Source organism: Pseudoalteromonas sp. M8 (assembly GCF_018141365.1).
Classification (GTDB): domain Bacteria; phylum Pseudomonadota; class Gammaproteobacteria; order Enterobacterales; family Alteromonadaceae; genus Pseudoalteromonas.
Genome location: NZ_CP047240.1, coordinates 1,554,595 through 1,568,657, shown reverse-complemented (window position 1 = coordinate 1,568,657; position 14,063 = coordinate 1,554,595). Strand labels below are relative to the sequence as shown.

The following is a 14,063-nucleotide window of genomic DNA, read 5'->3' as shown; positions in this document are numbered from 1 at the left end:
AGTAATTACCTCAAGCTATACCTCAAAAATATGATCGCTAGACTTATTCCAATTCTCCCGATAGAGGTCGGGGGCTGAAGCCAAAAAGTCACACCAGACTGCCTTTAACTCTTGATAATAAGGCAAAATGCTTTGCGAACTTCCGTAGTTAAATAACATGTTGATAATTATCGAGCTCAAGTAAAGCGCCTCTCCCTCCAAAACCATATAATGATGGCTGAACTGAGTTTCTTTCAAGGACGTTAGTAAATGCACTTGTTTTATAACTTGTTCATACGCTTCTGTTCTTGAATTGACTGGTTCGGAAAGAATATCAATTAGGGTATCGCAAAGTTTCTCAAAACCTTCAAAATCTAAATGCTTTTCAATCTTAAAGTCTTCATCAGGAATGTAGAAAAGGCTATTTTTCACGTACTCGACCACGTCGTGCTTACTAACATTTTGATTTTCTATTATCAAATCAGACGAACGTAATGATAAAGTACCTTCGATTTTCGCCCCACCGCTGCAGTTATAGCAATATACTCCTTTCGCTCTTTCTGTTTTCAAAAGACGTTCCATTTGCACTTTACCTGAGTAGAGAAAATGATCAGCAATTACGTCTTGGCCAAAATTGCCAGAAATGAGCATTTTCGAACCAATTTGTAGCGGCTGATAAACTGTATCCCCTTCTCTATTGTAATACATGCTTGACTTCGAGTGGTGATGTGAAGGGTCAACATAGCCGTTATCTACACCGAATAAATAGATATTTTTAAAGCCTAAAGTAACAACATGGCTCAACGCCATATTCCCCACCAGGGGGTTGCAAAATGGCAAGGTAGCACTAGCAGTTTTTCCTTCTAAAATTTCTGAAACTTGATGTAAGCTAGTACCAGCCTCCCGCCCCTTTAATCCAGCGCCAACCCAAGAGAAAAGTTCGGCTACATCTTGGTGCATAACATTCACTGTAAGTAAAGCCATTTGCTTTCTGGCGCTTTCTGGCAAGAAAGCCTTGAGAAAATCATATGTAGCACGAGAACGCTCTAAAGCAGCATGAAAGTCAGGAATAATACCATTATTAATTAATGCAGTACTCGCCGAGTTGCAGGAAACAATGATGACCTTCTCTCTAATGCTCTTTAAAAGGTCTAATTCAGAATCCAAAGATGGGCCGTTGGCAACAACTAAGACCGGAAAATGCTTATAATTATTTACTATTGAACTATGAGCATGACAAAAAGGAATTCGTCTATTTACATTTTCGCAACTATGCGCCAAACTCATAAAAGCGTCATCTATAAAGCCCCACCCCATAAAAAATTCGTGGAAATTATCCCGCAGCTTATAAATGATGTTATCAATAGACTGTGATGGGTAATGTTGAAAAAACCAAGAGTTTGAGATTGTAAATGGGCCTTGGTCTTGCGCTCTGCTATGTAGATTCTGGTATATTTCATCCTCGGAGACTCCTATACTTATATAAAGAAAAGAGCCAGCCTCATTTATACACTCGAGGTAATTTGACCAGTCAAAGGTGAATAAACTCGCGTAAAAATAGTCCTCTTCAGGCTCGAATAGATTAATATATGTACTCGGGACATTTTTTAAAATATTCTCGAGGTGGTAGCCTAAACCAATCCCAAATATTACAACGCTAGGTACTTTACCGTCGATAACGCGATTTTCAGTTAATTCTTTTTGCGCTTTTGAATATACCTTACCAGCTTTTTTTAAAAGCTCAACATGAAGAAAGTCATATTTATTCTCCATTTTTTCGAGGTAATCATAACTTATCTTGGAAAAAATAGGTGACTCTAACGCATTACTCACTTGGCTGTTAACTTGCTTAGCTGGTGTTTTGGAGTACATTGGGACTTTAGTAGCATAATCTACTATATTGGCATCACCATTATCTTCGATAAAAAGCTCAAATTCACCCTTAGGGAGAAAGTTAACAAATTTTTCATAAATTTCTGGCAAGTATTTTTTAAAGGCAATTAAATTTTTCTCATATAATAGATTTGCCTTTTTGGTAAATTCAAGCTCAAGAGAGTGCTTATTTAAAGACTGACTCAGCTTGTCTTTAATATTTTGTAACTCTACTTCAATATCATTGGTGTTATGTTTCATATTCTTTACTAGAGGTGTTAGATTGACTTATATACTTTTACAGCTTTGGAACTTTGAATCACTGATTTAAGTTCTTTCTTAATAGATGCTTGCTTGAGCGTTGCTGTATGTATTGCTTTCTCCAGCTCCTGATAGACAACCCGAAGGGAAACTAACACTTCAGGGGTAAGACTATTTTGATCTGATATGGATTTTAATAAAATATCAAGTGCTGAGAACTTTTCCATAGCATCTTTAATATTTCCTTCTGTAATACAGTTACCTACCTCAACGATCCCTTGATTGATATGCTTTACCTTATCCTGCATCAGCACTACTGCCATTTTGCTTAAGCGTTTCTTGTCTTACCTCTACTGGAATAGCATCCCACGCCGACTTAATTTCTTTGAGTAAGTTAGAAACTTCATCAATTATGTCGGGATCATTTTTGACACTCGCTTCAAGAAGCCTGTCTAGCATATAGCTATACAATGCGTACAAATTTTCGGTAACCTCACCACCGACATTAAAATCTAACGACCCTCTTAATGCATCGATTATTGCGGAAGCTTTTGATATATGTTCGGCCTTCGCTTCTAAATGCTTTTTTTCGATGGTGACTTTGGCGAGCACCATTTTCTCAATCGCACCAGACATCAACATCTGAATAATTTCATAACGATCAGCACCCGCCACCCGAGTTTTAAGCGCTTCTCTCTGATAATTCTTCACTTTTGCATTATACATGTTAAATCCTCTCAATTACTTGGACTTAGTAAAGCCTGGAAGATTAGAAAGTTGAGCCCCCAAATAAGATTGAGTTTGCTTCATTTGCGCGATAAGCACATCTAGCCCTGCATATTTTTGGCGTAAGCTGGCTTCAAATGACTTCATACGTTCTTGATGATTTATGACATCGTCCTCTAAATCATCAAGTTGAGAATTTAAATTAGTCTCACGTTGTTTCATAAGTCCATCTGAATCGACGTAGTTTCCGAGCAACTCTTCTAATTTTTTGGCCACACCATTTTCTCCTGCAAATGCTGTACCAATATCATCGTAATTATCATCCATAGCTTCATTCAAGCTGCGAACTAGTGATGACTTTTCTAAATAACCTTTTTTATTAACGCCAAGCCCTATGTCAAATACTGATTCAAATGGCCCAGCATCAGTCAGCGTAGAACCCAAAGTAGAAACCAGCTGATCACTCAATGCTCTCATCGAAGCATCACCATTTAGAGGCTTTCCGACTCGAGTTTGCAAGCCAATCATTCCAACGAGATTATTGTAATTTGTAATCAGCTCATCGACGAGCTTAGTGACTGACTCTCTGTCATAATCTACGTCCAATTTAGCTGTTAATTTTGTGCCAGATGTATCCTCAGGGCTAACCTCGAGTGCCCTTATCGTCATATCTTGAACAGCATCTTTAAATGTATTTGTATCGCTATTAACTACGAGGCCATCTACCGTTATGATTGCATCTTGAGCTTTGTCCGCATCAGCAATTACCATGCCACCGGAAGGATTTGTTGTCGCGTCATATGTCTCAATAGCGTCAAGCTCAGCAGTATCACTTGTAATCACGAGATCGTTTCCATCGCCACTGACATTTGACGTAAAAACAAGTTTGGAGCCTACATCAGGATCACCCGTGTTAATAATATTGGCAGTGATACCGAAGTTGGTGTCTGATGCATTTATAGCATCTCTTAACTCAGCCAGAGTCATTCCAGCAGTTACTTCTAAATCAAATGATTTATCCGCACCTGCTGAGAAAGACAAAGTACCACCACTTGCACTAACAACTGCGTCGGCTGAAGCAAAAGCACCGTCCGCAGAAACAGCTCGGCTTCCTTGCGCCAATTGTTCTACAGCAATCTTGAAATTACCCGTAGAAATATCTGACGTTGGTGTCACGCTGATTATTTCAGCACCATCTGGTTGACGAATATTCGCGATTCGCTTGCCAAAGTTATCGATGTCCGCTAGTTTTTCAATTGTGTCTTTAAGTTTTGAAATGGCAGATTTTACTTCACCGATAGAAGACAACTCAACTTTCAGTGATTCTTGCTTTGCAGCAAACCTTTGCATCTTGGGTACGTTTTCCGCATCCACAGAAGCTTTTATAATTGACTCTAAATCAAGCCCTGAGCCAACACCCGCAGATGTAATAAGTGGCATAATCTACCTCCAAATCTATATCAGGCGGTTTTATCAAATAACACGCCACGCTTTGTAAGTTTATCGGCAAACTCTTCTAAAGCCTTAGCGACCTCCCTAAACTCTTTTGAAGGAATTTCCCTAATTACTTCATTGCTAGACTTATCTAAAACAAGAACAACAGGGGGATCACCCTCCTCATCAAGTTGAAACTGTAAGTTCGTAGCCGTAACGGGGATAACATCGTTTAATTTCGCTAAATTGTCTTTAACTTCTGATATTAACTGTTCATTACTGCTAGCACCTTTGCCATTATGCTCAGGTGAATCCTCAGGTTTTACTCTATCTGGAGTAATACCGCGTTCATTGTTTAATTCTTGTTTTGGTTGCTTAATCAGTTGGCTATCAACTGAATAGTTTAGCCCTTGAGAAATTTGAACATCACTCATCTAGACCTCCTGTAAAGCCTATAAAGAGTATACGCCAAGTTTAAAGAGATCGAAACTTAGCGTAAGTGCTACTGATAATTAGCCAAGTAAAGATAAGGCTACCTGAGGCCTCTGATTTGCCTGACTAAGAATCGAGCTGCTTGCCTGCTGCAAGATCTGCATCTTTGTTAAATTTGCAGTTTCTATGGCAAAGTCAGTATCTCTGATACGTGACTGTGCTGCTGAAAGGTTTTCAGATACATTACTTTGGTTTCTAATAGTTGATTGGAAGCGATTTTGAACAGCACCTAATTCGGCACGTTTTTTGTCTACAACGGCGATCAAAGCCTCCATACCCGCGAATACTTTTTGTGCATTAGACTGCGATGATACTGAAATATTATCAGCTTGAAATACAGCAGTATAAGTAAATGAACTACCTACAACTGCACTACTACCTACAGAACTTAGCTCACTCAAAGATGCCAACGAGGTACCCGCCGTACCCGTAACAGCACTTGCAACTGATGCCAATCCAGACAAAGTAAACCCACCACTTGCTGTTAATGAGTTAGCCCCATTAGCAGTTGTACCAACAGTTTCCATGCTGAATGAAATAGTCTGAACCGCATCAGCACCAACTTGAAAGCTGGCATTATATGTGCCATCCAGTAAATTCTGTCCACCGAAAGTAGTATCTGCTGCAACTCTATTTACTTCCTCAGATAAAGATCTTATTTCCTCCTGAATTGCTAAGCGGTCTTCATCTGTATTGGAGCCGTTAGAAGCCTGTTGTGCCAACGTCCTAATCCTCTGAAACATTTGCGTTGTTTCATCTAACGCCCCCTCTGCAGTTTGTGATAGAGAGATACCATCATTGGCATTTCGAATCCCCTGATTCAATCCATTAATTTGACTAGACAGTCGGTTAGATATTTGCATACCAGCAGCATCGTCACTGGCACTATTTATCCGAAACCCTGATGACAACCTTTTAAATGAAGTGTCTAATGAATTAGAAGAATTCATTAGTTGTCTCTGTGCATTTAGAGAACTCACATTCGTGTTTACATATATAGCCATAATAGCCTCCGCTTTATAATGGTTAAACTATTACTACGGAATACCCCTACCCAGCAGTAATAGTAAGTTAGAGTCCTAAAGTTATAGTTCTCTAACTCTGTTATCGTCATATAAAGTGAAAGCTTTAGTCTAAATGAAAAAAAGTTTAAATTTTTTAGCCTTGCAGAAGACTTAATGCAGCCTGCGGTCGCTGATTAGCTTGGCCTAATATCGTCTGGCTGGCCTGTTGTAGAATTTGATTTTTCGTAAGCTTCGCTGTTTCTAGCGCAAAATCAGCATCTTTTATTCTAGATTTCGCTGAAGATAAATTTTCTGATATGTTTGCTTGGTTTCTAATCGTAGATTGAAACCTATTTTGAACCGCACCTAATTCTGCTCGTTTCTTATCTACTACCGCAATCAGGGCATCCATACCAGCTAGGACTCTTTGAGCGTTGGACTGTGATGACACACTTATATTATCAGCTTGAAATACGCCAGTATATGTAAAAGAGCTTCCTACAACAGCACTACTACCAACTGAGCTCAGATCCGAAAGGGAAGCAATTGAGGTACCTGCAGTACCAGTTACTGAACTCGCAACACTGGCAATTCCTGACAAGGTGAAACCGCCACCAGCGGAAAGGGAATTGGGTCCATTCGCTGTAGAACCGACATTTTGCATACTAAAGCCAATAGTCTGGACTGCATCCGCCCCAACTTGGAAGCTAGCCTTGTAAGAACCATCTAAAAGGTTTTGACCGCCAAAGGTGGTATCGCTTGCGACACGGTTTACTTCATTAGACAGCTGTCGAATTTCCTCTTGAATTGCTAACCGGTCTTCATCTGTATTGGAACCATTTGCTGCCTGCTGAGATAGCGTACGGATACGCTGGAACATAGAAGTGATTTCATCCATTGCACCTTCAGCTGTTTGTGCCAATGAGATCCCGTCATTCGCATTTCGGTTACCTTGGTTCAACCCCATAATCTGAGATTGAAGACGGTCAGAAATTTGCAAACCAGCCGCATCGTCAGCAGCACTATTAATACGCATACCAGATGACAGGCGTTTGAAAGATGTATCTAGTTCATTGCCCGAGTTAGTTAGCTGTCTCTGTGCATTAATAGCACTAACGTTTGTATTTACATATAAAGCCATAATTCACTCTCTTTTTGTCAAATCAATATCTAATTGATAGATAGTTAAATGACAAAGCGGCACTTATGCATCGGGTATTCAACCAACTAAGGCAACCAATTGCCACTTTGACGCCAGAATTTACTGTAACTAGTAGCAAGCAAATAGCGGGCCAAAAATCCAAAGCTATGATTAAATAACACAGGGAACTTAAAAATAGGTATTAAATACTTTGTTTATCGAGAAACGACTAACTAGCATTTCGGCATCTAGCCGCGGCTTTTTTGATGGGTGGAGAGGCTTCAGCTCAAAGTGTAGGGAAATAAAAAGAGGCCAGTTGGCCTCTTTAGATAAATTTGAGAGTGAGTGTCATTTTTCTAGCATAAAGTTGGCATACTTAATGCTTTAATTAACGTGTTCATTGTTTTAATGAACGCTATTGGATTTAAGCACCTCCGCTTTATCATCCAATTTGGTGCCTAAGCAAATACCCCATTCGGCTTAGGCACCTTTACCTTCCAACTGTTATCCTAGAAGACTTAAAGCAGCCTGAGGACGTTGGTTAGCCTGACTTAGGATTGTTTGGCTAGCCTGTTGAAGGATCTGCATTTTGGTTAAGCTTGCAGTTTCCTGAGCGAAGTCAGTATCTTTGATACGTGATTTTGCTGCAGATAGGTTTTCAGAAATATTAGATTGATTTCGGATTGTTGATTGAAATCTATTCTGAACTGCACCTAACTCCGCACGCTTTTTATCAACAACAGCTATTAACGCGTCCATACCAGCTAAAACTCGCTGTGCATTTGATTGTGATGAAACTGAAATATTTTCAGCTTGGAAAACTCCAGCGTAGGTGAAAGAACTACCAACCGTCGCGCTACTGCCGACTGAGCTTAATTCTGATAATGATGCCAGAGAAGTACCGGCAGTACCAGTAACAGAACTTGCAATACTCGCAATACCAGATAGTGTAAAACCACCACTTGCTGATAATGAGTTCGCTCCATTAGCGCTTGTACCCACTGTCTGCATGCTAAAACCAATTGTTTGAACCGCATCCGCGCCTACTTGAAAACTAGCTTTATATGAGCCATCAAGCAAATTCTGACCACCAAAAGTTGTATCTGCAGCAACTCGATTCACCTCGTCTGACAGTGAACGAATCTCTTCTTGAATCGCCAAACGATCTTCGTCTGTATTTGAGCCGTTTGATGCTTGTTGTGCCAGTGTACGAATACGTTGGAACATTGACGTTACTTCATCCATCGCACCTTCAGCAGTTTGTGCTAAAGATATGCCGTCGTTCGCGTTACGGTTACCTTGGTTAAGACCATTGATTTGTGAACTCAAACGGTCAGAAATTTGTAGGCCTGCAGCATCATCAGCAGCGCTGTTGATACGAAAACCAGATGATAGACGCTTGAATGATGTATCTAGTGAGTTACCAGAATTCATTAATTGTCTTTGTGCGTTCAATGAACTTACGTTAGTATTTACATAAAGTGCCATGATGGTTCTCCCACTTTAAATCGAGTCTTTCACTCTCAAACTTAGATTCTTTTCCAACCTTTGAATGTTTTTCACTCTCCGGCTTGGTTAATTAAGTTATCGGTCGGCAAAAAATTTCCTTTAGTATTTTTTTTAAAAAAAAATTATCGTCATGATTTCTATATGCTTTTATTATTGCTCAACCAAATATGGCAAAGTTTTGACGCACCTAGGTTACGATCAGAGGATTAGGTAAAAATGTATTATTACTCAGCTTATTACAATGAAAAGTTGAGTTTAGAGCGGTGTGAGAGTAAATGGCCCGTAAAGGCCATCTTTTAACGAATATAGTCTAATAGAGAAAGGTTAGTTAGGCGGCCAAATGTTGCCTGAGATGCCTGCAGCGCAGTTTCGTGCTTGGTGAGTTCTGAAATCGCAGAATAAAAGTCGACTTCAATTAAAGCCGCTTTATTCGCTTTGTTATCAACGTCCAAGTCTGAATTTGCATCAGATACAAGCTTTGCAGCATTTAACCTGCCGCCGAGTCCTGCTTGCCCTTGTGATATCTTGATTTTGGCATTGTCTAGTCCAGAGATCCCATCTGCAAGTACCTGTTTGTAATCGTCACCCGTAATACTGGGGTCTCTCAATGACGTAATCATAGATTCTAATGTATTTAGAATGTTTTCCTTCTGGGGCTTTTCTAAATCAAAGCTTATTTGGCCTGGTGCAGCACCAGCGAAGTCAAACTCCATACCAGCGACTTTAATAGTTCCGCCTTCTGCAGTCCCGGTTGAAATAACCGTTCCCCCCTGCTCAAGCTGGTAAGTATTTGGCGTACCCGCTGTCACTACTAAGTCAAAGGTGTTTGCACCTACAGGCGCACTTGGATCGGCGTTGTAATTTGCTTTATGAAACTTATCAAACACAGCTTGCTCATCTACATAAACCGATGCAGAAGTAATTCCACCAGAAACCACACCTGTATTTGACGTAATATTCAGTCGCTTCTCTGCACTTTCAAATACATCAAAACCGTTATCACTTGAGCGTATTTCAACCCCTTCAGAAACTTTTATTTTATGCTGTCCTTGGTCACCGTTATATACGTACTTTCCAGTGGCAGAATCAAAGCTGTAGGTTTGAGTATTATCTTGGTAGCCGGAAAATATAAACTTACCATCCTCACTTTTTGAGTTCATTAAATCCAAGATAGTATCTTGGATGGACTCTAGCTCATCAGCAATCGCTTCACGGTCAACGTCAGATAACCCACCGTTACCTGCCTGTATTGACTTGGTATAAGCGCTATCAATGGCCGTTTTAATATTTTCAAGCACTGATTCTTGAGTATCTAATCTCGAAGACAACATAGTCAGGTTCTTGGTAAACTGATCGTTTGCTTGGATCCGGTCGTCAAAAAGCATGGCTCTAGCAGTCGCTGAAGCATCATCGGAGGCACTCAGTACCCGCTTTTGCGTGTTCAGCTGCTGTGTTGCTTTATTCACGTCCTGCTGATTACGCAAAATAGAATTAAGATTAGAATTAAAAATTTGATTTTGAGATAAACGCATAATTACCTCGCTGCACTTAATAAGGTATCGAACACAGTTCTCGCTGCCGAAATGACTTGAGCCGAAGCCGAGTAAGACTGTTGAAAACGTAACAAGTTGGCCGCCTCTTCATCTAGGTTTACACCCGATAGAGACTCAAACCATGCACTCGACTGATTAGCCAGCGCTTCAAATGCCGCGCCATTGGTTTTCGCTTGATTGGTAATAACCCCTACACCTGTGACAATATCGGCATATGCTTCATTAAAGGTTTTATGGCTTTCGGTACTACCTGTAGACTCTACATTTTGCCTAACTAAATCCGACGATTTCAGACCATCGAGCGCCGCGCCATTACGATTGTCATCAAAACCACCAGTATTAAAACTAATCTCAAAACTATCACCGGTATTCGGTGTACCCTCGATATCGAAAGTGAAGCCAAGATTATCAAAAGGTGCAGGCGCTGCTCCCACTCCAGAGAGAATATCTTTACCATCCGCAGGAGCCGTAAAGGTATGCGTTGTACCTGAATTACTGGTTAACGTATATTCGTTAGCATTGGCTGTTTTAGTCAACGTATAAGGACCATCATTCAACGTTGGCGGCGTTCCTGCAGTAAACGCACTGGTCGTGGGATCGGTATCAGTGACGACTCCGGCTGAAATGGTCGCCGTACCATTATTGTCTGCTGATTTTTCAGTACGAATTGGCGACGCTAATGCGAGTGCTTCTGGTCTTTGAGTTGCAAGCTCCAACCCAGTTGCAGCCTGTTGATTTAATTTCACAAGAAATCTATCACCTGTTGCACCACTACCAGTTACGTTCATTTGTAAGCCAAAATAATCGCCGGTTCCCGTGATGACTCCACCTGCAATATTGCCAGTCGTCGGAGTACCGATAGGATTGCCTTTGGCATCTACAGCTGTTATTTCAACGGTTGTTGCACTGGTATAAGTAACTTGAAAATCGGTAGCTGGCAACTCATTGCCGCGCCCAGGCTCAAGTGTTGCCGTAAGCGCTGCGGTGCCTGTATTTTCGCTGTAAGCAAAGCCACCCACGGTAGGTATTTTAAATATATCTCCACCTATGTTGCCATCTAAGTCCATTCCCAATCTATTTTGCTGATTAAAAGCATCTGCCAATGCGAGGCCAATTTGACCTAGTTGGTTTTGTGCCGGGATCAACACTTCATCTCTAAACGCCAGTAACCCACCGATTTTGCCTTTCAAGCTGCCGCTATCTAACTCGAGCTGTACAACATTTTTATCTTTAATGTCTAGGATTAGTTCTTTATGGTTAGGATCTGGGTTGCCTTTCATCGCGAATAAATTGAAGGCTCCACCTTGCATCACAAGTGCATCCCCAGTGCCTAAAAATACGAGCTTCTCGCCATTTTCACCATCGAGTGTTTCTATATCTACAAGTTCAGCGAGTTCCTTGATAGCTTGATCTCGCTCGTTAAGTACACTGTGATCGACATTGTTCAGATTGAGTGCTGATTTACTCGCTACTTGTTTATTTAACTCGCTGATTTTTTGAACAAGGTTGTTAGCTTCTTCTGAGAAAATATCCAATTGCTCGTTCACAATACTGTTTTGATCAACAACTATTCCTGACAGTCTATCCATTTGATCAACAAGACCTTGAGCGCCCGTCATAAATAAAGAGCGGTTAGTTGTCGATGAAGGCAAGTTAATCGCGCTTTGTAAATTGTTAAACATCGAGTTGATGCTTTTGCTCAGACTGTTTGAGTCTTGTGCAAACAACGTATCAACACGGCTTGCCTCAGTGACAAACTGCTCATAGTAAGATTGATTAGAAATATCACGATTTAATTGCTGCTGCGCAAATTGGTTGATCAAACGCACCGTTTCACCACGACCAACCATGCCACCTATCATCGTTCCGTGCTCAGTCCGTTCACGGATATACCCTTTGGTATTTAGGTTAGCAATGTTTTTACTGGTGGTTTGTAGTAACTCGGAGTTAGCCCTAACCCCTGCTGCACCAATATTTAATAGATCAAATGACATCTCATCTGACTCCCTTTGTTAGCGCACCGGATAAGAAATCGGATACATCAATACGCTTTAAAACTGACTTAATTTTGTTGGCATAATTCGGATCGGTCGCATAGCCTGCATTTTGAAGTTCACTTAAATAGGCGTGACTATCACCAGCCTTATTTAAGGCTTGCTCGTATCTCGGATTACCTTTTAGGAAACTGACATAATCATCAAAGCTTTGTTCAAGCGACTTATAAGCACGGAAATCGGCTTGCTTTTGCACCGGTAACCCTTGCTCAAATTCAAGTGTCGATTTTCTGGCGCTTTCACCACTCCAGCGGCTATCCGCTTTAATATTGAATAGATTAAAACTGCTACTACCATCCTTTTTGCTGATGATGTGTTTACCCCAACCGGTTTCCAGTGCAGCTTGTGCAACCATTACCGCAGGGTTCAAGCCCAACTTTTTCGCCGCTGTTTGAGCGTATTCCCAAATTCTGTCGACGAATTCCTCAGGAGAACCAAAGCCTGTTTGTTCATCGCTTGAGGCATCAGCCTTTACATTGACAACCTGCGGTTCGGGTTTATTCACACTCTCACTCGCTGTCGCCTGCTTTTTAAAGGAAATATCGCCGTCAGCTCTCATTACTGAGGCAGGCTTATACTTTTCAGAGTTAGGAGACAACTGCTGCACAATCAGATCTGCCAGTCCTAAGCTGCCTTGCTCAGATAAGTGCATCGAAAGTTGCTGATCATGCATTTCTTCAAAAAATTTGACACCACTAGAGTTAAATGGACTGTCTTTATCCTCTAGCGCCTCATTCGCTTTACGCATGCTTTGTAACAACATTTGCGTAAAGATAGACTCAAACTGTTGTGCCGCCTTCTTCAATGCCTGATCTGAGGCACCTTGATCGCCAGCACCTTTCAGCGCCTCTTTACGGATCGAATCAAGGTTTCCTAGGTCAAAAAAGCTTTGATTTTTCAATTGGTCGGTGTTCATACACTCAGCACTGTTTGACGTTAATAACTATACAAATATAAATGCAAAATCCGAGCCAAAAAAAAGCCCCACAATTGCGGGGCTAACTAGTTGATTAATAATGGAACATCAAATGACGACTAATTGACCATTTATCGCGCCTGCTTCTTTTAGCGCTTCAAGGATCGCCATTAAATCGCCAGGTGCTGCGCCAACCTGGTTAATTGCCCTAACCAAGTCATCAAGACTCACGCCTGGGTCAAACACAAACGCTCGAGAGTCATCCTGATTTACGTCGATAATGCTTTGCTGCGTCACTGTTGTTTCGCCATTCGCCAGCGCATTAGGTTGTGACACATTTTGCTGCTCAGCAATTGTTACGGTAAGGCCGCCATGAGTAATTGCCGCAGGCTGCAACTTGACATTTTTGCCGATAACGATAGTGCCAGTGCGCGAGTTAACGATGATCTTCGCAGCGGTATCCGCTGGTTTGAATTCAAGATTCTCTAGCGTAGATAAATACGCAACGCGCTGAGACGGATCTCTTGGTGCAATTACTCGAACTGAGGCTGCATCCATAGGTTTTGCACTATTTGGTCCAACAAGGCCATTGATAGTATCGGCCAAGCGTTTTGCAGTAGTAAAGTCTGGTCTATTCAAGTTAAAGGTAATGTAATCACCCTGAGTAAACGGACTTGGTACCGCTCGCTCCACTGTCGCGCCGTTTGCCACCCGACCAACAGTCGGCGTATTGATCACAACTCGACTCCCATCGGCACCATCAGCACCCAAACCACCAACAATCAAACTTCCTTGCGCAATTGCATATACGTTACCATCGACCCCTTTTAGAAAGGTCTGAAGTAAAGTACCGCCTCGTAAACTACCAGCACTACCAATAGATGAAACGGTAACGTCAATGGTTTGGCCGGGCTTAACAAAAGGTGGCAAGTCTGCGTGAACCGCAACAGCCGCAACATTTTTAATTTTTGGCTTTAAGCTTGCGGGCATCGTGATCCCAAAGCTATTCAACATCGCTTTAAAGCTTTGCTCGGTAAATCTGGTTTGCTCACCGGTACCAGGCAAGCCTACAACTAGGCCGTAGCCAACCAGTTGGTTTGAACGAACACCTTCAACCATACT

The 14,063-nt window shown here is 41.4% G+C and carries 12 protein-coding genes; all 12 read right to left on the bottom strand.

Translation table 11 applies throughout. From position 1 onward, the window contains the following. Positions 1-15: 15 nt before the first annotated feature. The 12 genes from GSF13_RS11685 to GSF13_RS11630 all read right to left on the bottom strand — a co-directional run bounded on the left by GSF13_RS11685 (position 16) and on the right by GSF13_RS11630 (position 14,060). Positions 16-2,112: a 6-hydroxymethylpterin diphosphokinase MptE-like protein gene (locus GSF13_RS11685; protein WP_211868425.1), complete on the bottom strand. Its 2,097-nt coding sequence runs from the start codon at positions 2,110-2,112 to the stop codon at positions 16-18. 17 nt (positions 2,113-2,129) lie between these two features. Further along, entirely contained in the window at positions 2,130-2,435 is a 306-nt protein-coding gene (locus GSF13_RS11680) for a hypothetical protein (RefSeq protein WP_211868423.1), read from the bottom strand. Next, entirely contained in the window at positions 2,410-2,838 is a 429-nt protein-coding gene (fliS, locus tag GSF13_RS11675) for a flagellar export chaperone FliS (protein WP_095728198.1), read from the bottom strand. The genes GSF13_RS11680 and fliS overlap by 26 nt, the downstream gene beginning before the upstream one ends. Before the next feature lie 15 nt (positions 2,839-2,853). Continuing rightward, the gene (gene fliD / locus GSF13_RS11670; protein WP_211868421.1) at positions 2,854-4,278 is read right to left on the bottom strand and encodes a flagellar filament capping protein FliD; all 1,425 of its coding nucleotides are present in this window, start codon (positions 4,276-4,278) and stop codon (positions 2,854-2,856) included. A 20-nt stretch (positions 4,279-4,298) separates the two neighbouring features. Further along, positions 4,299-4,706 carry a flagellar protein FlaG gene (locus GSF13_RS11665; protein ID WP_211868419.1) on the bottom strand — a complete coding sequence of 136 codons (408 nt, stop codon included), beginning with the start codon at positions 4,704-4,706 and terminating at the stop codon, positions 4,299-4,301. A gap of 78 nt (positions 4,707-4,784) precedes the next feature. Continuing rightward, entirely contained in the window at positions 4,785-5,768 is a 984-nt protein-coding gene (locus GSF13_RS11660; RefSeq protein ID WP_211868417.1) for a flagellin, read from the bottom strand. 154 nt (positions 5,769-5,922) lie between these two features. Then, positions 5,923-6,909, bottom strand: coding sequence for a flagellin (locus tag GSF13_RS11655; protein ID WP_095728194.1), 987 nt, complete (start codon positions 6,907-6,909; stop codon positions 5,923-5,925). A gap of 504 nt (positions 6,910-7,413) precedes the next feature. Beyond that, entirely contained in the window at positions 7,414-8,397 is a 984-nt protein-coding gene (locus tag GSF13_RS11650; RefSeq protein ID WP_211868415.1) for a flagellin, read from the bottom strand. Positions 8,398-8,714: 317 nt separating this feature from the next. After that, positions 8,715-9,950 carry a flagellar hook-associated protein FlgL gene (gene flgL, locus GSF13_RS11645; protein WP_211868413.1) on the bottom strand — a complete coding sequence of 412 codons (1,236 nt, stop codon included), beginning with the start codon at positions 9,948-9,950 and terminating at the stop codon, positions 8,715-8,717. Positions 9,951-9,952: 2 nt separating this feature from the next. Continuing rightward, complete coding sequence (flgK, locus tag GSF13_RS11640) at positions 9,953-11,965, bottom strand: flagellar hook-associated protein FlgK (RefSeq protein WP_211868411.1); 2,013 nt, start codon at positions 11,963-11,965, stop codon at positions 9,953-9,955. A 1-nt stretch (position 11,966) separates the two neighbouring features. Further along, entirely contained in the window at positions 11,967-12,941 is a 975-nt protein-coding gene (gene flgJ, locus GSF13_RS11635) for a flagellar assembly peptidoglycan hydrolase FlgJ (RefSeq protein ID WP_102056457.1), read from the bottom strand. A gap of 108 nt (positions 12,942-13,049) precedes the next feature. After that, on the bottom strand, positions 13,050-14,060 hold the full coding sequence (locus GSF13_RS11630; RefSeq protein ID WP_253105307.1) for a flagellar basal body P-ring protein FlgI: 1,011 nt from the start codon (positions 14,058-14,060) through the stop codon (positions 13,050-13,052). Between the last annotated feature and the right edge of the window lie 3 nt (positions 14,061-14,063).

Excerpts from the sequence above, each read along its gene's own strand:
- GSF13_RS11660 (WP_211868417.1), bottom strand. The coding sequence starts at position 5,768 with ATGGCTATATATGTAAACACGAATGTGAGTTCTCTAAATGCACAGAGA.
- GSF13_RS11685 (WP_211868425.1), bottom strand. The coding sequence starts at position 2,112 with ATGAAACATAACACCAATGATATTGAAGTAGAGTTACAAAATATTAAA.
- flgK (WP_211868411.1), bottom strand. The coding sequence starts at position 11,965 with ATGTCATTTGATCTATTAAATATTGGTGCAGCAGGGGTTAGGGCTAAC.
- flgL (WP_211868413.1), bottom strand. The coding sequence starts at position 9,950 with ATGCGTTTATCTCAAAATCAAATTTTTAATTCTAATCTTAATTCTATT.
- fliD (WP_211868421.1), bottom strand. The coding sequence starts at position 4,278 with ATGCCACTTATTACATCTGCGGGTGTTGGCTCAGGGCTTGATTTAGAG.
- flgJ (WP_102056457.1), bottom strand. The coding sequence starts at position 12,941 with ATGAACACCGACCAATTGAAAAATCAAAGCTTTTTTGACCTAGGAAAC.
- fliS (WP_095728198.1), bottom strand. The coding sequence starts at position 2,838 with ATGTATAATGCAAAAGTGAAGAATTATCAGAGAGAAGCGCTTAAAACT.
- GSF13_RS11665 (WP_211868419.1), bottom strand. The coding sequence starts at position 4,706 with ATGAGTGATGTTCAAATTTCTCAAGGGCTAAACTATTCAGTTGATAGC.
- GSF13_RS11680 (WP_211868423.1), bottom strand. The coding sequence starts at position 2,435 with ATGGCAGTAGTGCTGATGCAGGATAAGGTAAAGCATATCAATCAAGGG.
- GSF13_RS11655 (WP_095728194.1), bottom strand. The coding sequence starts at position 6,909 with ATGGCTTTATATGTAAATACAAACGTTAGTGCTATTAATGCACAGAGA.
- GSF13_RS11650 (WP_211868415.1), bottom strand. The coding sequence starts at position 8,397 with ATGGCACTTTATGTAAATACTAACGTAAGTTCATTGAACGCACAAAGA.
- GSF13_RS11630 (WP_253105307.1), bottom strand. The coding sequence starts at position 14,060 with ATGGTTGAAGGTGTTCGTTCAAACCAACTGGTTGGCTACGGCCTAGTT.